General features: G+C 56.6%; 16 protein-coding genes. 14 read left to right on the top strand and 2 right to left on the bottom strand.

Translation table 11 applies throughout. From position 1 onward, the window contains the following. Positions 1-11: 11 nt before the first annotated feature. From SB13_RS10830 to SB13_RS10790, 9 genes are all read left to right on the top strand, one after another. Positions 12-815: a metal-dependent hydrolase gene (locus tag SB13_RS10830; RefSeq protein ID WP_026740372.1), complete on the top strand. Its 804-nt coding sequence runs from the start codon at positions 12-14 to the stop codon at positions 813-815. Positions 816-1,124: 309 nt separating this feature from the next. Further along, positions 1,125-2,558, top strand: coding sequence for a PTS glucose transporter subunit IIBC (ptsG, locus tag SB13_RS10825; protein ID WP_026740371.1), 1,434 nt, complete (start codon positions 1,125-1,127; stop codon positions 2,556-2,558). Between the two features lie 153 nt (positions 2,559-2,711). After that, the gene (locus tag SB13_RS10820) at positions 2,712-3,809 is read left to right on the top strand and encodes a malate/lactate/ureidoglycolate dehydrogenase (RefSeq protein ID WP_051616480.1); all 1,098 of its coding nucleotides are present in this window, start codon (positions 2,712-2,714) and stop codon (positions 3,807-3,809) included. A gap of 72 nt (positions 3,810-3,881) precedes the next feature. Then, the gene (hinT, locus tag SB13_RS10815) at positions 3,882-4,232 is read left to right on the top strand and encodes a purine nucleoside phosphoramidase (protein WP_026740370.1); all 351 of its coding nucleotides are present in this window, start codon (positions 3,882-3,884) and stop codon (positions 4,230-4,232) included. Between the two features lie 89 nt (positions 4,233-4,321). After that, positions 4,322-4,903 carry a penicillin-binding protein activator LpoB gene (gene lpoB / locus SB13_RS10810; RefSeq protein WP_026740369.1) on the top strand — a complete coding sequence of 194 codons (582 nt, stop codon included), beginning with the start codon at positions 4,322-4,324 and terminating at the stop codon, positions 4,901-4,903. 6 nt (positions 4,904-4,909) lie between these two features. After that, the gene (locus SB13_RS10805) at positions 4,910-5,758 is read left to right on the top strand and encodes a phosphotransferase (protein ID WP_026740368.1); all 849 of its coding nucleotides are present in this window, start codon (positions 4,910-4,912) and stop codon (positions 5,756-5,758) included. Positions 5,759-5,796: 38 nt separating this feature from the next. Continuing rightward, the gene (gene nagZ / locus SB13_RS10800; RefSeq protein ID WP_026740367.1) at positions 5,797-6,822 is read left to right on the top strand and encodes a beta-N-acetylhexosaminidase; all 1,026 of its coding nucleotides are present in this window, start codon (positions 5,797-5,799) and stop codon (positions 6,820-6,822) included. 351 nt (positions 6,823-7,173) lie between these two features. Next, positions 7,174-8,481 carry an NAD(P)/FAD-dependent oxidoreductase gene (locus SB13_RS10795; protein ID WP_026740366.1) on the top strand — a complete coding sequence of 436 codons (1,308 nt, stop codon included), beginning with the start codon at positions 7,174-7,176 and terminating at the stop codon, positions 8,479-8,481. Between the two features lie 335 nt (positions 8,482-8,816). Continuing rightward, the gene (locus tag SB13_RS10790) at positions 8,817-9,356 is read left to right on the top strand and encodes a glycine zipper 2TM domain-containing protein (protein ID WP_036150315.1); all 540 of its coding nucleotides are present in this window, start codon (positions 8,817-8,819) and stop codon (positions 9,354-9,356) included. A 122-nt stretch (positions 9,357-9,478) separates the two neighbouring features. Here the strand turns inward: SB13_RS10790 and SB13_RS10785 are convergent, their stop codons facing one another. Together SB13_RS10785 and mfd are read right to left on the bottom strand one after the other, a co-directional pair. Further along, positions 9,479-10,381, bottom strand: a complete 903-nt coding sequence (locus SB13_RS10785) for a glutamate/aspartate ABC transporter substrate-binding protein (RefSeq protein ID WP_026740364.1) — start codon at positions 10,379-10,381, stop codon at positions 9,479-9,481. 447 nt (positions 10,382-10,828) lie between these two features. Further along, complete coding sequence (gene mfd, locus SB13_RS10780; RefSeq protein ID WP_026740363.1) at positions 10,829-14,278, bottom strand: transcription-repair coupling factor; 3,450 nt, start codon at positions 14,276-14,278, stop codon at positions 10,829-10,831. Between the two features lie 136 nt (positions 14,279-14,414). Between mfd and lolC the strand changes: the two genes are divergently transcribed. The 5 genes from lolC to cobB all read left to right on the top strand — a co-directional run bounded on the left by lolC (position 14,415) and on the right by cobB (position 19,390). Next, positions 14,415-15,617 (top strand): lipoprotein-releasing ABC transporter permease subunit LolC, encoded by a 1,203-nt coding sequence (lolC, locus tag SB13_RS10775; protein ID WP_026740362.1) that lies wholly within the window; start codon positions 14,415-14,417, stop codon positions 15,615-15,617. Beyond that, the gene (gene lolD, locus SB13_RS10770) at positions 15,610-16,317 is read left to right on the top strand and encodes a lipoprotein-releasing ABC transporter ATP-binding protein LolD (RefSeq protein WP_026740361.1); all 708 of its coding nucleotides are present in this window, start codon (positions 15,610-15,612) and stop codon (positions 16,315-16,317) included. The genes lolC and lolD overlap by 8 nt, the downstream gene beginning before the upstream one ends. Further along, the gene (lolE, locus tag SB13_RS10765; protein ID WP_026740360.1) at positions 16,314-17,561 is read left to right on the top strand and encodes a lipoprotein-releasing ABC transporter permease subunit LolE; all 1,248 of its coding nucleotides are present in this window, start codon (positions 16,314-16,316) and stop codon (positions 17,559-17,561) included. The genes lolD and lolE overlap by 4 nt, the downstream gene beginning before the upstream one ends. Before the next feature lie 74 nt (positions 17,562-17,635). Next, on the top strand, positions 17,636-18,550 hold the full coding sequence (gene nagK, locus SB13_RS10760; protein ID WP_026740359.1) for an N-acetylglucosamine kinase: 915 nt from the start codon (positions 17,636-17,638) through the stop codon (positions 18,548-18,550). Positions 18,551-18,559: 9 nt separating this feature from the next. Further along, positions 18,560-19,390, top strand: coding sequence for a Sir2 family NAD+-dependent deacetylase (gene cobB / locus SB13_RS10755; RefSeq protein ID WP_026740358.1), 831 nt, complete (start codon positions 18,560-18,562; stop codon positions 19,388-19,390). Positions 19,391-19,758 lie beyond the last annotated feature (368 nt).

Raw genomic sequence — 19,758 nt, 5'->3', positions numbered from 1 at the left:
GGATAGCCACTATGTTGCTTGTTGATTCCCACTGCCATCTCGATGGTCTTGATTATCAGTCTCTGCACCGAGACGTCTCTGATGTACTGACGAAAGCCGAAGAGCGGGATGTGCGTTTCTTCCTGGCCGTCGCTACCACCTTACCGGGATTCCGTTCGATGAAAACGTTGATCGGCGAAAGGGACAACGTTGCCTTTTCCTGCGGCGTGCACCCCCTCAGCATGGAAGAACCTTATGATTACGCTGAGCTGCGTGAGCTGGCCGCATTGCCTGAGGTGGTCGCGCTGGGTGAAACGGGGCTGGATTACCACTATGAACAGGACCCGGACGCCATCGGCCGTCAGCAAGCCTCCTTCCGCGAACATATTCGCATCGGACGCGAGCTGAATAAGCCGATCATCGTTCACACGCGTTCAGCGCGCGCCGATACGCTGGCGATTTTGGCGGAAGAAAAAGCCAACGAGTGCCGCGGGGTTTTACACTGCTTTACCGAAGATAAAGATACCGCTGAAAAGCTGCTGGATATGGGATTCTATATCTCGTTTTCCGGTATCGTGACCTTCCGTACGGCGGAAGCGCTGAGAGAAGTGGCGCGGTATGTGCCGTTAGATCGCATGCTAATCGAAACAGATTCTCCCTGGTTGGCGCCGGTGCCGTACCGAGGTAAAGAGAACCAGCCGGCCTATGTCCGCGATGTGGCGGAGTATCTGGCGGTGCTTAAAAACGTCAGTCTCGACACGCTGGCGGAGACCACCAGCAACAACTTTGCGGACCTATTCCACATTGATCCTGCGCGGTTGACCCCTGCCAGATAGTGAATGAGAATGGTTGGATTTTTTTGGACCTCGTAATTAATTAGGCGGTTGGGTAGCCTGTCTCCAGAAAAATTCCTGGAGTTTGTTGCCGTTTTTAGATGTTGATCACAAAAAATGCAACTTCCGTAATATTTACAGCGTGTTGTTGTGTTGAAACGTGACAGCTATCAAACATTGGGTGCAGTATTTATTTTAGTCTGCGTAAAAAATAAAAGGATGCGGCGACATCCTTGCACTCTGAAGGATATCCTCCCACCTTCGCATCACGTATCAGAAGCAAAGCACTATCACTCAGGAGCACACTCAATTATGTTCAAGAATGCATTCGCAAACCTGCAAAAAGTAGGTAAATCGCTAATGCTGCCGGTATCCGTGCTGCCCATCGCAGGTATTCTGCTGGGCGTCGGTGCGGCCAATTTTAGCTGGTTGCCCGCAGTCGTTTCCCACGTCATGGCGGAAGCGGGTGGATCTGTCTTTGCCAATATGCCGTTGATTTTCGCGATCGGCGTGGCGCTGGGGTTCACGAATAACGACGGGGTTTCCGCCCTGGCCGCCGTCGTTGCCTATGGCATCATGGTGAAAACGTTGTCCGTTGTCGCACCGCTCGTCCTGCACATGCCCGCAGAGGAAATTGCTGCGAAGCATCTGGCGGATACCGGGGTTCTCGGCGGGATCATCGCCGGTTCTATCGCGGCCTACATGTTCAACCGCTTCTACCGCATCAAACTGCCGGAATATCTGGGCTTCTTTGCCGGTAAGCGTTTTGTGCCGATCATCTCTGGTCTGTGCGCAATTTTGCTGGGTGTGGTGCTGTCTTTCGTTTGGCCGCCGATTGGTACGGCTATTCAGGAGTTTTCTCAGTGGGCCGCTTACCAGAACCCGGTGGTGGCGTTCGGCTTGTATGGTCTGATCGAGCGTTCTCTGGTGCCGTTCGGTCTGCACCACATCTGGAACGTGCCTTTCCAGATGCAGATCGGCGAATACACTAACGCTGCGGGTCAGGTTTTCCACGGCGATATCCCTCGCTACATGGCGGGCGACCCGACGGCGGGTAAACTGTCCGGCGGCTTCCTGTTTAAAATGTATGGTCTGCCGGCGGCAGCGATTGCCATTTGGCACTCTGCAAGACCGGAAAACCGCGCCAAAGTCGCGGGTATCATGATCTCAGCCGCGCTGACGGCATTCCTGACCGGGATCACTGAGCCGATTGAATTCTCCTTCATGTTTGTCGCACCGTTGCTGTATGCCATCCACGCGATTTTGGCTGGACTGGCGTTCCCGATCTGTATTCTGTTGGGAATGCGTGACGGCACCAGTTTCTCGCATGGCTTGATCGACTTCATCGTCCTGAGCGGTAACGGCAGCAAACTGTGGCTGTTCCCGATCGTCGGTCTGGGCTACGCGCTGGTGTACTACACGCTCTTCCGCGTACTGATTGCCAAACTGAATTTGAAAACGCCGGGTCGTGAAGTGGCGTCAGAAGATAAATCAGTTGCCGGCGGCGGCGAAATGGCGGCGGCGCTGGTCACTGCGTTTGGCGGTAAAGACAACATCACTAACCTGGATGCGTGTATCACTCGTCTGCGCGTGAGCGTGGCGGACGTATCTAAAGTAGACCAGGCGGGTCTGAAAAGCCTGGGTGCAGCGGGCGTGGTGGTCGCAGGCTCCGGCGTGCAGGCTATTTTTGGCACCAAGTCTGACAACCTGAAAACGGATATGGACGACTTTATCCGTAACAGCTGATAGTCACACTTCACACGTATCAAACTAAGGGGCGCAAGCCCCTTTTTTTATGGCCGCGAACTCTGCGTGGATTATGCGGCGACACAAGAGCATTCCCCCGAGGTGAGGTTCGGCAGTAGGATAATCCCATCACTTACACTTGGGAAAATGACAATGCAGATATCAGCACAACGTTTAACGCAGGTGGCACAGCAGTTATTGCAGCAGCTTGGATGTGATGAAAGTGAAGCGGATTGCGTGGCGGCGCATCTGGTTGGCGCTAATTTGAAAGGGCATGATAGCCACGGCGTCGGGATGTTGCCGGAGTATGTCCGCTTCATCGGGCAAGGGGCTATGCATCCCAATACGCCTGCACGGCTGATCAAAGACGCGGGGGCCGTGTTGCAGTTTAGCGGCGACCGCGGGTTCGGTCAGCGTACGGGCAAAGAGGCCATGCAGGCGGCTATCGATCGCGTCAAAACGACGGGCGTCTGTCTGATGACGCTATCGTCGACCTGCCACCTTGGGCGCATTGGAACCTATGGTGAAATGGCGGCCGATGAGGGCCTGATCGCCATCCACTTTGTCAACGTTAACGATCTTCCGCCCATCGTGGCGCCGTTCAGCGGCAGCGAAAGCCGTTTCGGCACTAATCCTATCTGTATTGCTTTCCCAGGCAGCAGCGAAAATCCGCCGTTCATTCTTGATTTTGCAACCAGCATGGTCGCCCTGGGGAAAACGCGGGTGGCTTATCTGGCGGGAAAAACCTTCGATGAAGAGGTGATGTTCGATAATGAGGGGCGTCTGACCAACGATCCCAGCGTGATGTGGGATGAAGCGCGTCCCGGCGCGCTGCGGCCCATTGCCAGACACAAGGGCGGGGGATTAATTATGGCGGCAGAACTGCTGGCGGGGATCTTGTCCGGCGGCGGAACTATCCAGCCGGAAAACGAACGTGCCGGGGCTATCGTTAATAATATGACGACCATCGTGATCGACCCTGCTCAACTGGTTGGTATGGAGTGGTTGCGTCGGGAATATGATGCCATGCTGGACTACGTACGCTCTTCGCGCACTCCCGATCCTGCCGCGCCTATCCTGATGGCGGGTGAACCGGAAATAATTGCTTGCCGCGAGCGCATGGCTGATGGCATTACTCTCTCCGATCAGGAGTGGCGAAAGATTGTCGAGGCGGGTTATTCACTGGGGATGCCGGAAACCGCGTTTGCTCTGTCATTCGCCAATGCGGTGATAAAAAACGAAGATGGTTGAAAACCATCAGATTTATCGCTCATACTTCACAACGATGCGCCAGAGGGCGCGGCTAAACAAAGGATAGTTATCATGGCTGAGGAAACAATTTTCAGTAAAATTATCCGCCGGGAAATTCCAGCGGATGTGGTTTATCAGGACGATTTGGTCACCGCGTTTCGTGACATCGCGCCACGCACACCCACCCACATTCTCATCATACCGAATGTGCTGATCCCTACCGTGAACGACGCCACCGCCGAGCATGAAGCCGCGTTGGGACGTATGATTACGGTGGCGGGCAAAATCGCCCGGCAGGAAGGGATCGCCGAAGATGGCTATCGCCTGGTCATCAACTGTAACCGTCATGGCGGGCAAGAAGTCTACCATGTGCACATGCACCTACTGGGCGGCTGTGCGTTGGGTCCATTACTGGCTATTTGATTTGTGACGTTGTCACAAAAAGTGTCGCGATACCGTTGTGGCTTATTAGCGTGTCGTCGTTTCTGCTTGGGTTTGTTGAGAGGAAAATCATGAAGAAATATCTCGGCGTATTACTGCTTGCGCTGATCGCTGCGGGCTGTACCAGCCGTCAGCAACAACCAGAGCAGCCGCCTGCTCCCGTTCAACCGGCGGAGCCGTCGGCGCCTTCGCAGCCGTTGCCCCCCCAGTCTGAGCCTGTTCCTTCACCGCCTAAACTTCAGTCTCTGGACTGGCAGGCCAGCGTTTCACCATTGGTGGATCAGATGTTGAAGGCGGAAGGGGTCACCAAAGGCAGCTTGCTGCTGCTTGATAACGTGAAGAACAGCACCAACGGCTCACTGCAGACCGGAAAAGCGACCGCGGCGCTTTACAATGCGCTGGGGTCTAACCCTGTGTTCACGCTGGTGTCGCGCCAGCAACTGGGCGTGGCGCGGCAGACGCTGGGCCTTTCCGCAGAAGATAGTCTGGGGTCGCGCAGCAAAGCGATTGGACTGGCTCGCTACGTCGGGGCGCAGTATGTGCTTTACAGCGACGCCAGCGGCGACGTGAAATCCCCTGAACTGGAGCTGCAATTGATGCTGGTTCAGACCGGCGAAATTGTCTGGTCCGGCACCGGCACGATTCATGAGTAAGGCTCTATGAGTCAATCAGCGCTCCTCGCGCTGATTGAACGACAAAAACCGGCGTTGACCGCCGGTTTTTGTTTGTCTGAGGTGCGGGGGCTCAGTTCAGAAAGCAGGCGGGTGCATACGCCGGAGGGTGACTGGCTGGCGCGAGGGCAATCGCGTGACGGCGCACAACTGGGCGGTAATCGTCGGCGTGAGTTCCGCATTTTGCGCCAGCTCTCCCAAGCCGGACTGGCGCCTCGCCCCGTCGACCTGGGTAGCAAGTGGCTGCTGGTGGAGTGGCTGGACGGAACCGTCGCCACGGACGCCCAGTTTGCTGAACTTCTGCAAAACGGTGAGCTGGCGGCACAGCTGGCGGCGCTGCATCATCAACCTGGCTACGGTTTTCCGTTGCCATTGAAAGCGCTGTTGGCTCGCCATTGGCAAAATATGTCGCCCGCCCGGCGGACGCCAAACCTGCTGCGTCATCTCAAACGGTTGCTAGGCCGCCCCTTGCCGCCGACGTTGATTCTCGCGCCATTGCATCTGGACGTACATCCGGGCAACCTCGTCCATCATGCGCAAACCTGGCATCTGATTGATTGGGAATATGCGGCCGATGGCGACATCGCTCTGGAGCTAGCGGCGCTGTTCCGCGCTAATGCGCTGGCGGCTGAACAACAGCAGCAGTTTCTGGACGATTACTGCCGCCATTGGCCCGGCATGTCCTCGCGATTACTGAGCGAGCGGATAACGCAGTGGCTGCCCTGGGTCGATTTCCTGATGTTGATGTGGTACGAAGTTCGCTGGCAGCAGACGCGCCAGACGACATTTTTGCAGGCCGCAACGCCGTTGCGGTTGAAATTAGGCTTGCCCTGGTAGGCTCGGCGGGCAAATAAAAACAGATGAATGAGGTTGTTGTGGGTCCGTTAATGTTAGATGTGGCCAGCTACGAGCTGGATGCCGAAGACCGCGAAGTGCTGGCACATCCGCTGGTCGGCGGCTTAATTCTGTTTAGCCGTAATTTTCATGATGCGGAGCAGCTCGGCGAGCTGGTGCGTCAGATCCGTCAGGCGGCGCGACAGCCGCTGGTCATTGCCGTCGACCAAGAAGGGGGGCGCGTTCAGCGCTTCCGCGACGGTTTCACTCCGTTGCCGGCGGCACAGTCTTTCGCGGCACTCAACGATTTAGCGCAGGCGGAAGCACTGGCGGAAGAGGGTGGTTGGCTGATGGCGGCTGAAATGATCGCTATGGACATCGACATCAGCTTCGCCCCGGTGCTGGACGTTGGTCACCAGAGCGCCGCTATCGGCGAACGCGCGTTTCATGACGATCCTCAAACCGTATTGGCGGTGGCGGATCGATTCATCACCGGCATGCACTCGGCGGGAATGAAAGCGACGGGCAAACATTTTCCAGGTCATGGCGCGGTGAGCGCGGACTCGCACAAAGAGACCCCGCGAGACCCTCGTCCGCTGGCTCAGATTCAGGAACGGGACATGTCCGTGTTCCGTGAATTGATTAATCGCGGACAGCTGGACGCGATCATGCCAGCGCATGTGATTTATACCGAAGGCGACCCGCTGCCTGCCAGCGGTTCGCCATACTGGCTGAAACGCGTTTTGCGGCAGGAATTGAAATTTGACGGCATCATCTTTTCCGATGATTTATCGATGGAAGGCGCGGCGGTCATGGGGAGCTATCCCGAACGTGCGGAAGCCTCTCTGTCAGCCGGTTGCGACATGATTCTGGTCTGCAATCATCGCGAAGGGGCCGTCAGCGTGCTGGATCATTTACCTCATCGCGAGGTGTCGGGCCTTGAGCGGTTATTGCACAAGGGCCATTTCACGCGTCGTGAACTGCTGGATTCCCCGCGTTGGAAACGAGTGAGTCAGCAATTGACCACGCTTAACGAACGCTGGCAGGCTCTTAAGGCGACGAAGTAGCCGACCGCTTTACTATCATAAACGGCACCGCGAGGCGTTCCATTTCTTAGGGACGCCTCGCTGATGTCGCCCTTTCACACTGGGTTTGATACGCGCAGATACCGGTTCATCTTGCGGGTGTTTTACGAATCGTTTCAGTTTTTTAACTGGCTGTTTATCAATAACTATTTTTGCTCGTCTGATTAAGAAATATCAAAAAGAATTGATATATATCAATTTTGGTATGACCATATGACCCGCCATGATATCCTGCCCGTAGATACCGACTAACTTCATAGAACCACATGTTATATAAGGATATTCTGACTTTCCTTTGTTAACCGTGGGTTTACCTATTTTCAGGGGGTCATTTTGACATCTTTGCCAATCAAAAAAATTGTGATTGTCGGCGGTGGCGCTGGCGGATTAGAACTTGCAACAAGCCTTGGGCACAAATTAGGTCGTAAAAACAAAGCCGAAATTACGCTGGTCGACCGCAATTCGAGCCATTTGTGGAAACCGCTGCTGCACGAAGTGGCGACCGGCTCTCTGGATGATGATATGGACTCCCTGAGCTATCTGGCTCACGCCAGCAATCATCACTACCAGTTCCAAATGGGGACATTGACGGGCATTAATCGCGAGCAAAAAGAGATCGAGCTGGCCGAAATTCGTAACGAAGCCGGCGAGCAGCTGGTTGCCGCGCGCACGCTGCCCTACGATATTTTGGTGGTTGCTCTGGGCAGTACCTCCAATGACTTCGGCACTGCCGGCGTTAAAGAACATTGCATCTTCTTGGATAACCCAAAACAGGCGCGTCGTTTCCACAACGAAATGCTGGATCTGTTCCTCAAATTTAACGCTGATCCCAACCGCAAAGAGCGCGTCAATATCGCTATCGTGGGCGGTGGTGCGACGGGCGTCGAGCTGTCCGCTGAGTTGTATAACGCGGTCAAACAGCTGAACAGCTACGGTTTCAACGCGCTGGACAATCAGACGCTGAATGTCACGCTGGTCGAAGCAGGCGAACGTATTCTGCCTGCGCTGCCGCCGCGTATTTCCTCGGCGGTGCATCAGGAATTGACAAATATCGGCGTGCGTGTGCTGACGAAAACCATGGTGACCAGTGCAGAGAGCCAAGGTCTGCATACCAAAGACGGCGAATTTATTGATGCCGATCTGATGGTCTGGGCCGCGGGGATCAAAGCGCCAGATGCGATGAAGGATATTGCCGGTCTGGAAACTAACCGCATCAACCAGCTGGTGGTGGAACCCACGCTGCAAACCACCCGCGATACGAGTATTTTCGCGCTGGGCGACTGTGCTTCCTGCCCGCAGGAAGGCGGCGGTTTCGTGCCTCCTCGCGCTCAGGCCGCGCATCAAATGGCGTCGCTGTGCTTCGATAACATCATGGCGCTGATAAACGGCAAACCACTGAAATCTTACGTCTACAAAGACCACGGTTCGCTGGTTTCGCTTTCCAATTACAGCACCGTTGGCAACCTGATGGGCAACCTGATGCGCGGCTCCGTGATGGTCGAAGGGCGGATTGCGCGTTTCGTTTACATCTCGCTCTATCGTATGCACCAGATTGCGCTGCATGGCTATGTGAGAACCGGTTTGATGATGTTGGTCGGACGCATCAACCGGGTGATCCGGCCCAAGCTGAAACTGCACTGATAGCCTGAACCTGGCCGCCTGTCCCCATGATGGGCGGCATTAATTAATTGTTTTGTAAATAGTTATGCTTACTCTTTCTTGCTGAAATTGATAAGAAAAATCCCAAATCGTAATGTTTGCGGATGTCGATCGTCGTTTGGTTCATTAATCCTATTGTCCCCCAAAATCACTTTGTGCAGACTTCCCCCTGTTTACGAACGGCGTTGCGCGCACGTCACATCACCCGAAAGTTGGCGCTTTCGGCATAATCATCACCGCTCTTCACAGGTCTGTTGCAACAGGATGGCGTTGGGGCGAGATGGAGAATGCGTGAATATTTATTCAGGAGGTTTCCTGTGAACAAGTCAATGTTAGCAGGCGTGGGGATCGGCGTTGCCGCCGCACTGGGTGTGGCCGCGGTCGCCAGTATGGATGTCTTCTCGCCGAAGCCGCAGTATGCCCAGGTGTTAGCTGCTACACCGATTAAAGAAACCGTTAAGACGCCGCGGCAGGAGTGCCGTAATGTCACGGTGGCCCACAGACAGCCTGTGCAAGATGAAAACCGTATTACCGGTTCGGTGCTCGGTGCGGTTGCCGGGGGCGTTTTAGGCCATCAGTTCGGCGGCGGTCGGGGCCGTGACGTCGCGACGGTAGCCGGTGCTTTAGCGGGCGGATACGCGGGCAATCAGGTGCAGGGCAAGATGCAGGAACGTGATACGTATTCTTCCACTCAGCAGCGTTGTCAGACGGTGTATGACAAGTCGCAAAAAGTGTTGGGTTACGACGTCACCTACAAGATAGGCGAACAGGAAGGTAAAGTGCGTATGGAACGCGACCCCGGTACGAAAATACCGCTAGACCGCAATGGTCAGCTGGTGCTGAGCGAGCAGATTTGAGCCGCTCCTCCAAGCCATTCGCTGTCCACACAGGTTCCGCCCAGGGTTTGTTTGGGCGGAACCTGCACGCTTAACCGGTTACATTTTTTCCGCGATGACCGGAGCGGGATGAAAGTCGTGCATCACAGAATATGGTCGTTCGGCGCTTTGAACAGGGCTTTCATATCCTCGGACATCTCAAAGTTCATGTTGATGTTTTTCGGGGGAATAGGCTGCGTAAACCAGCGCTGATACCACTTCTCCGCTTCGCCCTGGGTCTGCGCCTGAGCAATCGTCGAGTCCATCAACTGCTTGAATGCCGGATCCCCCTTACGCAGCATACAGCCATACGCTTCATGGGATTGCGGCGTGCCGACGATGACCCATTGGTCAGGTCGCTTGGCTTTTGCGCGCTCTCCGGCCAGCAGCGGATCGTCCATATAGAACGCGACCGCACGTCCGCTCTCCAGCGTTCTGAATGCATCGCTGTGGTCTTTGGCTGAAATGATGCGCATCTTCATCGCGTTCTTGTCATTCAGCTGGTTGAGCAGGATTTCGTTGGTCGTCCCCGCGGTCGTCACGACCGGTTTACCGGCGAGATCTTTAAAGTCACCGATCCCACTCTCTTTCCTGACCAGAAGTTTCCCACCTACGATAAAAATAGAGTTGGAAAATGCCACCTGTTGCTGGCGCTCCGCGTTGTTGGTGGTGGATCCACACTCAAAATCTATCGATCCGTTTTGTAGCAGAGGAATGCGCGTGGACGAGGTGATGGGCACCATTTTCACCGCCAGATCAGGCAGACCCAGCTGTTTTTTGACGGCATCGACAATTGCATTCGAATACTCCTGCGAGTAGCCGACGACTTTCTGATCGTTGTCCAGATAGGAAAAGGGGACGGAGGATTCGCGGTGCCCGACAACAATCAACCCGCGTGCTTTGATTTTCTGCAAGGTATCGGTGGCCGAGGGGCTGGTATCCGCGGCATAGGCTGCGTGGCAAGCGATCCCGGCCAGAATAGCCGAGATCCATATCGTTCTTTTCATTATGGACTCCGTGGTTAATGGGGTGACCGCTTAAGCGTAGAACGTTTACCTGAATCCTTCGCTGTTACGGGCCGCCGGCCTATGCGCCGAGCACGGTTGTCCGGCGGGGTGCATCATGACGCAAAATTGATGCCATGATGCATACTGCCAAATCTGAAGGAAGGCCATCCCTCGCTAAGCAAGGCGCCAGAGAGTGAAAAGACGTCAATGGCATGCGCATCGTCCGTCGGGCAGCGTTGTGCTGCACCTTGATAGTGCGTATTGACGAGAGCGTTTGTCTCAAGGGGGAGGACATCTGCGGGAGAGCCAAACATGGAGAGCGGCGTGTTGTCGCGCGGAAACGAGCGGTGAAACAGGGCGTGAACTGAAAAGACCCCGTTTAGAACCGGGGTCTTTTCAGTCAGGCGAGAGACAGACGCACTCGCCCGCCACACGCGGTTACGCACCTTAGGCCGGGCACGTGTGCTGCGCCATCGCGGTCAACAGTTCGCGGATGAAGGTTAATCGCGCAGGGCGATCGCTCAGATCGGTAATGAATTTGAGACGGGTCGGACCATCCAAGCGATACACGCTGGGTTCTCGCTGCAGCAAACCAATCAGATGGCTCGGCTCGACGCGGTTATTTTGGCTGAATTCGATGAAGCCGCCTTTGTCGTGACCTTCTATCCGCTTGATGCCCAATGCCTGCGCCTGCTGGCGTAGCGCCGCGATCTGCAACAGGTTGCGCGCGGCGTCCGGTAGCGGACCGAATCGGTCGATCAGCTCGGCTCTGAGATCCGTCAACTCGCCATCTCCGTGGGCGCTGGCGATACGTTTGTAGAACGACAGCCGGGTATTCACATCAGGAATGAAGTCTTCCGGCAGCAGGGAAGGCAGCCGCAGCTCGACGTCGGTCTGGTTGCTGATCAGATCCTCCAGCGAGGGTTCCCGACCTTCCTTGAGCGATTCGACTGCGCTCTCCAGCAACTCCATATACAGCGAGAAGCCGACGCTTTCCATCTGTCCGCTTTGCCCTTCGCCCAGTAGCTCGCCTGCGCCACGGATCTCCAGATCGTGGGTTGCCAGCGCGAAGCCGGCGCCGAGATCTTCCAGCGAAGCGATAGCCTCCAGACGTTTGTGCGCGTCCGTGCTCATAGCCTTCGGATTCGGGGTCAACAGGTAGGCGTAGGCCTGATGGTGAGAGCGGCCTACGCGTCCGCGCAACTGGTGGAGCTGCGCCAGACCAAAATGATCGGCGCGCTCAATGATGATGGTATTGGCGCTTGGAATATCGATGCCGGTTTCAATAATCGTCGTACACACCAGCACGTTGAAACGTTGGTGATGGAAGTCGTTCATGACTCGTTCGAGATCGCGTTCGCGCATCTGCCCGTGGCCGATGGTGATCCGCGCTTCCGGCACCAGCTCGCTGAGTCGTTGCGCCGCCTTTTCGATATTTTCGACATCGTTATACAGGTAATACNCCTGACCGCCGCGCAGCGTTTCGCGCAGAATCGCTTCCCGCACTACCAGGCTGTCATATTCACGCACAAAGGTTTTGACCGCCAGACGGCGTGCCGGCGGAGTGGCGATGATCGATAAATCGCGCATACCGCTCATCGCCATATTCAGCGTTCGCGGGATAGGCGTCGCGGTCAGCGTCAGAATATCCACATTGGCGCGCATGGCTTTGATGCGTTCTTTGTGACGTACGCCAAAGCGGTGCTCTTCATCCACAATCAGCAGTCCGAGATCGTGCCAGTGCACATCGCTCTGCAACAGCTTATGGGTGCCGATGAGAATATCGACTTTACCCTCGCGCGTTTGTTCCAGCACCTGTGATTGTTCGCTCTGACTGCGGAAGCGGGAAATCATCTCAATGCGAACGGGCCAGTTGGCGAAGCGGTCACGGAAATTATCAAAGTGCTGCTGCGCCAGTAGTGTCGTGGGGACCAAAACGGCGACCTGTTTATGGTTTTCGACCGCCAGATAGGCGGCGCGCATGGCGACTTCGGTTTTGCCGAAGCCCACATCGCCGCACACCAGGCGATCCATCGCCAACGGTTGGCACATGTCGCTCAACACGGCGTTGATGGCCTGAGCCTGATCCGGCGTGGTTTCGAACGGGAAACCTTCGCAGAACAGCTGGTATTGGGCTTTGTCGTGCTTGAAGGCGAAACCGCGCTTGGCCTCGCGCTGCGCATACACATCCAGCAGCTCGGCGGCGACATCGCGAACTTTCTCGGCGGCTTTTTGACGGGCGCGGACCCAGGCGTCGCCGCCCAGCTTGTGCAACGGCGCGTTTTCGTCGCTGCCGCCCGCATAACGGCTGATCAGGTGCAGGGAGGAGACCGGCACATAGAGTTTGTCGTTGCCGGCGTAATGCAGGATCAGGTACTCCGCCGTGATACCGCCTGCTTCAAGGGTGGTCAGCCCGGCATAGCGCCCCACACCATGTTCTAGGTGCACGACCGGTTGCCCGGTGCGCAGCTCCGCCAGGTTGCGGATGAGCGTTTCCGTGTTGATGGCGCGTCGGTTGTCCTGACGCGGTCGGCTGACGCGCTCACCCAGCAGATCGCTTTCGCATATCAGCGCCCAGTGTCGCAGGGTGTCCACGAATCCATGTTCGCTCGCCCCGACCTGCAGATAACAGCCGGGTTCCTGCGCTTGATCCAGACGGGCAATCGGCTTTGGCGCCAGTTTGATTCGCGACAACAGTTCCTGCAGCGTTTCCCGTCGGCCCTCGCTTTCTACCGAGAACACGATACGGCCGCTGAACGGCTCCNCGAAGCGGCGCAGCGCATCAAGCGGAGATTTTTGCTGATGCTCGACGGCCAGAGGCGGCAGCGTCTGGTAGCCCAGATTGACGTTGGCGGCTTTCGACGGCAGAGACTCCGTGCGTAGCTGCACGCGCGGCCACTGCTTGATTTCGCTGAGTAGCGAGTCGACCGGGAGCCATAAGACGGGAGGCGCCAGCAGCGGACGCATCGGATCGACACTGCGGCTGTCATAGCGCTGCTGAATATCCTGCCAGAAACGTTCGGCGCTGTGCTGTAAATCGCCGCTGTTGACAAGCAGCGTGCCTTCCGGGAAGTAGCTGAACAGCGAGGGCAGGGGCTGGCTGAAAAACAGCGGCTGCCAGTACTCAATCCCGGCGGGCCAGGTGTTCTTGCTGACCTGCTGGTAGACATGCTCCGGATCGCGGCGCACGTCGAACTGCTCGCGCCATTGGCTGCGGAACAGCTCAATGGCGTCTTTGTCCGTCGGGAACTCGTGAGCGGGCAGCAGGCTGATGTGATCGACCTCGTTCAGCGTTCGCTGAGTATCCACATCGAACAGCCGCAGACTGTCGATATCATCGTCGAAGAAGTCGATGCGGAACGGTTCTTCGCTGCCCATCGGAAACAGATCGAGCAAAGCGCCACGTGTGGCGAACTCCCCATGTTCCATCACCTGATCCACACTGCGATAACCCGCCTGTTCCAACTGATCGCGCAGTTTGTTGCGGGATAAATGCTGCCCTTTCTTCAGCATCAGCGCATGCCCATGCAGGAAGGTATGTGGGCAGACTTTTTGCATCAACGTGTTAACCGGCAGGATCAGAACGCCGCGCTCCATCAACGGCAGTTGATACAACGTCGCGAGTCGGGCAGAGATAATTTCCTGATGAGGCGAGAAACTGTCGTAGGGCAAGGTTTCCCAGTCCGGCAAGGTGGTGACCGGCTGATCCGTAAACTGTTGGATTTCGTCACGAAGCCGCAGCGCGTTTTGCATATCCGGGGCGATTAGCACCACCAGTCCTGCATGACGTTCAATGATTTCTGCGCATTCCACGGCGCATGCAGCACCGGTCAATTCGCCCAGCAGGCGCTGCTCTCCCGCTTTGCGTGGCAAGGTATAACGGTATTGTTCAGGCATAGTCTGATTATCAGGTCTTAATCTCGGCCCCTCTAAGAAAAAGCCGGAGAGAGAGATAGTTAGGGTTCCATAAAGCGGTACTACCCTTTATTATCCTTGATCACTTTGCTTTAGCAACCTCATCCAGACGGATTTCATGTATCAACCTGTCGCGTTATTTATCGGCCTTCGCTACATGCGTGGGCGTGCCTCGGACCGCTTTGGGCGGTTTGTCTCCTGGCTGTCGGCTATCGGCATCACCCTCGGTGTGATGGCGCTGGTCACCGTCCTTTCAGTCATGAACGGATTTGAGCGAGAACTGGAAAAAAGCATTCTGGGACTGATGCCTCAGGCGTTGATCACCACGCCCCAGGGATCGCTGAATCCTGACCATGTCCCCGCCACCGGTCTGCAAAATCTTGAAGGGGTGACGCGCGTCGCGCCCCTGACGACCGGCGACGTGGTGTTGCAAAGCGCTCGCGGCGTCGCGGTGGGCGTCATGCTCGGCATTAACCCGGATGAAGACGAACCGTTGTCACGCTATCTGGTCAACACCCGCCAGCAGCAGCTGCAGCCGGGGGCCTATCAGGTCATTCTGGGCGAACAGTTGGCGAGCCAGCTGGGCGTCAAGCGCGGCGATCAGCTGCGCCTGATGGTGACCAGCGCCAGCCAGCTGACGCCGATGGGCCGAATCCCCAGTCAACGTCTGTTCACCGTAGCGGGCACTTTTGCCGCCCAGAGCGAGGTGGACGGCTATCAGCTGTTGGTCAATCAGCAGGACGCCTCTCGACTGTTGCGCTACCCGCTTGGCAACATCACCGGCTGGCGGCTCTGGTTGCAGGAACCGTTGGCGGTAGACGCGCTCAGTCAGCAGTCATTACCCGCTGGGACCGTATGGAAAGACTGGCGCGAGCGTAAGGGCGAGCTGTTTCAGGCGGTACGAATGGAGAAAAATATGATGGGGCTGTTGTTGAGCCTCATCGTGGCCGTCGCGGCCTTTAACATCATCACATCTTTAGGACTGCTGGTGATGGAGAAACAGGGAGAAGTGGCGATTTTACAAACGCAGGGATTGACGCAGCGTCAGATCATGGCGCTGTTTATGGTTCAGGGCGGCGGCGCAGGCGTATTCGGTTCGCTGGTCGGCGCGTTGCTCGGCGTGCTGTTGGCCAGCCAGCTTAATACGCTGCTGCCGTTGCTGGGGCTGCTCATCGACGGCGGATCTCTGCCGGTGGTGATTGAGCCGCTGCAGGTGACCGTTATCGCCCTCGTGGCGATGCTGCTGGCGTTGCTCTCCACGCTTTACCCTTCCTGGCGCGCCGCCGCCGTCCATCCTGCTGAGGCTTTACGTTATGAATAAGACTTTACTGTTACAGTGCCGCCATTTGTGCAAGCGCTACCAGGACGGGAAGGTATCGACCGATGTGCTGAAGGACGTCTCGTTCGATATGGCGCCGGGCGAATTGATGGCAATAGTCGGGAGTTCGGGTTCCGGTAAAAGTACGCTGTTGCATTTGCTGGGCGGCCTAGATACGCCGACATCCGGCGAGGTGATTTTCAAAGACAAACCCCTGAATACGCTTTCGCCCGCGGCCAAAGCGGCGTTGCGTAACCGCGAGCTGGGGTTCATCTATCAGTTTCATCATCTGCTTCCGGATTTCACCGCGTTGGAAAACGTGGCTATGCCGCTGTTGATCGGCAAAACGCCGCCAAAAGCAGCCAAAGAGCAGGCGCGTGAAATGCTGGCGGCTGTCGGGCTGGAAAAGCGCAGTCACCATCGTTCGGCGGAGCTTTCCGGCGGTGAGCGTCAGCGCGTCGCGATCGCCCGCGCGCTGGTCAACAACCCGTCCTTGGTGTTGGCCGATGAACCGACCGGTAATCTCGATCAGCGTACGGCAGATACCATCTTTGAACTGTTGGGCGAACTCAACGTGCGTCAGGGCACGGCATTTCTGGTGGTAACACATGATTTACAGCTGGCGCATCGGCTCAGCCGCCAGTTGGAAATGCGCGACGGCCAACTGCAGCAGGAGCTGACTCTGGTGGGGGCGCCGCAATGAGTTTTCCTCCACTTTCACTCCGGGTGGGATTGCGGTTCAGTCGGGGACGGAGACGCAGCGGTATGGTGTCGCTGATCTCGGCGATTTCCACGATCGGTATTGCGCTGGGCGTGGCGGTGCTGATCGTCGGTTTGAGCGCGATGAACGGCTTCGAGCGTGAACTGAAAAATCGTATTTTGGCCGTGGTGCCGCATGGAGAGATCGAAGCGGTCAATCCCCCCTTCAAGGGCTGGCAGGGGCTGATCCCGAAGGTCGAATCGGTGCCGGGCATTGCGGCGGTGGCGCCTTACATCAACTTTACCGGATTACTGGAGCATGGCGCCAATCTGAGGGCGATTCAGTTTAAAGGCGTCGACCCGCAGCAGGAGCTTCGTTTAAGCGCGCTGCCGCACTTTGTTCTTAACGACGCCTGGAGCCGCTTTCAGGCCGGCGAACAGCAGGTCGTACTGGGCAAAGGCGTGGCCGACGCTTTAGGCGTGAAGGAAGGCGAATGGGTGACGGTGATGATCCCCAACAGCGATCCGCAGATGAAGCTGCTACAACCGAAGCGCATCCGTTTGCACGTCACCGGAATTCTCCAACTGAGCGGACAGCTCGATCACAGTCTGGCGTTAGTCCCGCTGAAAGACGCTCAGGGCTATCTGGATATGGGCGATGCGGTGACCGGTCTGGCGCTGAAGATGGATGACGTGTTCGCCGCCAATCAACTGGTGCGCGACGCGGGTAAGGTTACGGAAGAGTACGTTTACATCCGCAGCTGGATTGGCACTTACGGTTATATGTACCGCGATATTCAGATGATCCGCACGATTATGTATCTGGCGATGGTGCTGGTGATTGGCGTCGCCAGTTTCAATATTGTGTCCACGCTGGTGATGGCGGTGAAAGACAAGAGCAGCGATATCGCGGTGTTAAGAACGCTGGGCGCCGGAGACGGACTTATTCGCGCCATTTTCGTCTGGTATGGTCTGCTGGCGGGACTGCTGGGCAGCGTGCTGGGGGCCATCGTCGGGATTATCGCGACGCTGCAGCTCACGCCGCTGATCCGCGGTATTGAGACGATAACCGGTCATCGCTTTCTGTCCGGCGATATCTACTTTATCGATTTCTTGCCGTCGGAACTGCATGCCGCCGACGTCATTCTGGTGTTGGTCACGGCATTGGCTCTCAGCCTGATCGCCAGCTGGTATCCCGCACGCCGGGCCAGCCGCATCGATCCCGCCAGGGTGTTGAGCGGTCAGTAAGCGGGCGCATAACGTTCACGGCTCAGGCGCGATAGCGTCGAATCCTGAGCCAGCCGTAGTGACGGGAGTAGGGTATGTATTACGGGTTCGACATCGGCGGCACCAAAATAGAGATCGGTGTGTTCGACGCCGACTGGCGACCGGTGTGGCAAAAACGCGTGGCGACGCCGCGCGATGACTATGGTCAACTGCTGACGACGCTGAAGCAGCTGACCGATGAGGCCGATACCGTGGCCGGAACCCCGGGATCCATTGGTATCGGCGTGCCCGGGCTGTATGAGCAGGACACCAGCACGTTGTTCACCGCTAATCTGCCCTCCGCGATGGGACGACCGTTGCGGCAGGATCTTACCCGTCTGTTGCAACGAGACATCCGCATCAGCAACGACGCCAACTGTTTTGCCCTTTCGGAAGCACACCACGCTGATTTCCGCCGTTATCCGGTCATTGTCGGCCTCATTTTAGGGACCGGGGTCGGCGGGGGGCTTATCGTCAACGGCCATCCGGTCAATGGCGCGAACGGCATCACCGGGGAGTTTGGCCATACCCGTTTGCCGGTGGACGCGTTGGATATTCTGGGATGGGGGTCGTGTCGCGCGCCCTGCGGATGCGGCCGGAAGGGGTGTGTAGAAAACTACATTTCAGGCCGGGGCTTCGAGAGGCTCTACCAGCATGACTATTCACAGGCGCTGCCTGCCACCGCGATTATTCAGCGCTATTACGCTGGTGATAAGCAGGCCAAGATCCATGTTGAGCGTTACGTGAAGCTGCTCGCCGCCTGTCTGGGCACTCTGCTGACGTTGCTTGACCCGGATCTGCTGGTGCTGGGCGGCGGCCTGTCTAATTTTGGCGCTATTTATTCACTCTTGCCGCATTATTTACCTGACTTCCTGCTCCCCACGGCACGTTTGCCTTCGATCGAAAAGGCGCGCTATGGGGACGCAGGCGGTGTCCGGGGAGCGGCTTTGCTACACTTACTGGAGCTTTAAGGAGCAAACATGCATTCGCATCGGCGTTTAGGCCGTTTTCGTCAGGGGAAGCGTATGCGTCATCAGCGTTTGCGTGCGCGTATATTTCACATCGATTATCTGGCGGTGAAACACGTGAAAAAACCTCGTGTCGTGGTGCTCACCGGAGCGGGTATTTCCGCTGAATCCGGCATCCGTACTTTTCGCGCTGCCGATGGGCTGTGGGAAGAACATCGGGTAGAAGACGTGGCGACGCCGGAGGGATTCTCGCGGGATCCTGCGCTGGTTCAGCGTTTTTACAATGACCGACGTCGTCAGCTGACGCAGCCGGAGATCGCCCCGAATGAGGCTCACCGTGCGCTGGCGCAGTGGGAAGAGATTCTAGGCGACGACTTTCTGCTGGTTACGCAGAACATCGATGATTTGCATGAACGGGCTGGCAGCCAGCGCGTTGTGCACATGCATGGCGAATTGTATAAGGTGCGTTGCGACCGGAGCGGGCAGGTGTTCGAACGGGACGGAGACGTCGGCATAGACGAACGGTGTACGTGCTGTGAAATACCGGCCCGGCTGCGTCCTCACATTGTCTGGTTTGGCGAAATGCCGCTGGAGATGGACCGCATTTATCAGGCGTTAACCGAAGCGGATTTCTTCGTGGCCATCGGCACATCGGGCAACGTCTATCCGGCTGCCGGATTTGTGTATGAGGCGCATCAGCATGGCGCTCATACGATTGAGCTGAATCTGGAGCCGAGTCAGGTCGAAAGCCATTTCGACGAAAAAATTTATGGCCCCGCCAGCCAGGTGGTGCCGGATTTCGTTCGCCGCTGGTTGTTAGCGCATATCAGCATCTCGTTTTAAGCTCATCACCGCCCCCAAGGGTGGAGGCGAACGTTTGGCGCGCCCCTCGCGTGATCGAGGGCGTGGTGACTGAATCAGTTAAGTTGATGTGAGGGTTCATGCAGCGCATGGGCCTTTTTTTTCGCTTTTATTCCAGCAAGTTTGGTGGGTTTCTTTTGTGTCTGCGCAACGTCTGCTGCTTGATGCGGGCACCCTTTTCCAGGTTACCCCATACAGACCAGGTTAAACGGACCGCGCTTTTTATTGTGACAAGCGGGGCAGAGATACTGTTTTGTTTAGTTATTGTTGCATCATCGGTGTCATCATAGGGCAAATGCAAAAATCGATGGGGTATTTCAGCCATTGTTTAAAATAATAAGCATTATAAT

Source organism: Lonsdalea quercina subsp. quercina, assembly GCF_000688695.1.
Taxonomy (GTDB): domain Bacteria; phylum Pseudomonadota; class Gammaproteobacteria; order Enterobacterales; family Enterobacteriaceae; genus Lonsdalea; species Lonsdalea quercina_D.
This window is presented reverse-complemented; position numbering and strand designations above follow the sequence as displayed.

What these genes read in the sequence shown, in the direction of transcription:
- cobB (WP_026740358.1), top strand. Translation starts at nt 18,560, where the DNA reads ATGCATTCGCATCGGCGTTTAGGCCGTTTTCGTCAGGGGAAGCGTATG.
- SB13_RS10805 (WP_026740368.1), top strand. Translation starts at nt 4,910, where the DNA reads ATGAGTCAATCAGCGCTCCTCGCGCTGATTGAACGACAAAAACCGGCG.
- nagK (WP_026740359.1), top strand. Translation starts at nt 17,636, where the DNA reads ATGTATTACGGGTTCGACATCGGCGGCACCAAAATAGAGATCGGTGTG.
- SB13_RS10830 (WP_026740372.1), top strand. Translation starts at nt 12, where the DNA reads ATGTTGCTTGTTGATTCCCACTGCCATCTCGATGGTCTTGATTATCAG.
- lolD (WP_026740361.1), top strand. Translation starts at nt 15,610, where the DNA reads ATGAATAAGACTTTACTGTTACAGTGCCGCCATTTGTGCAAGCGCTAC.
- ptsG (WP_026740371.1), top strand. Translation starts at nt 1,125, where the DNA reads ATGTTCAAGAATGCATTCGCAAACCTGCAAAAAGTAGGTAAATCGCTA.
- lolE (WP_026740360.1), top strand. Translation starts at nt 16,314, where the DNA reads ATGAGTTTTCCTCCACTTTCACTCCGGGTGGGATTGCGGTTCAGTCGG.
- SB13_RS10820 (WP_051616480.1), top strand. Translation starts at nt 2,712, where the DNA reads ATGCAGATATCAGCACAACGTTTAACGCAGGTGGCACAGCAGTTATTG.
- lolC (WP_026740362.1), top strand. Translation starts at nt 14,415, where the DNA reads ATGTATCAACCTGTCGCGTTATTTATCGGCCTTCGCTACATGCGTGGG.
- hinT (WP_026740370.1), top strand. Translation starts at nt 3,882, where the DNA reads ATGGCTGAGGAAACAATTTTCAGTAAAATTATCCGCCGGGAAATTCCA.
- SB13_RS10785 (WP_026740364.1), bottom strand. Translation starts at nt 10,381, where the DNA reads ATGAAAAGAACGATATGGATCTCGGCTATTCTGGCCGGGATCGCTTGC.
- lpoB (WP_026740369.1), top strand. Translation starts at nt 4,322, where the DNA reads ATGAAGAAATATCTCGGCGTATTACTGCTTGCGCTGATCGCTGCGGGC.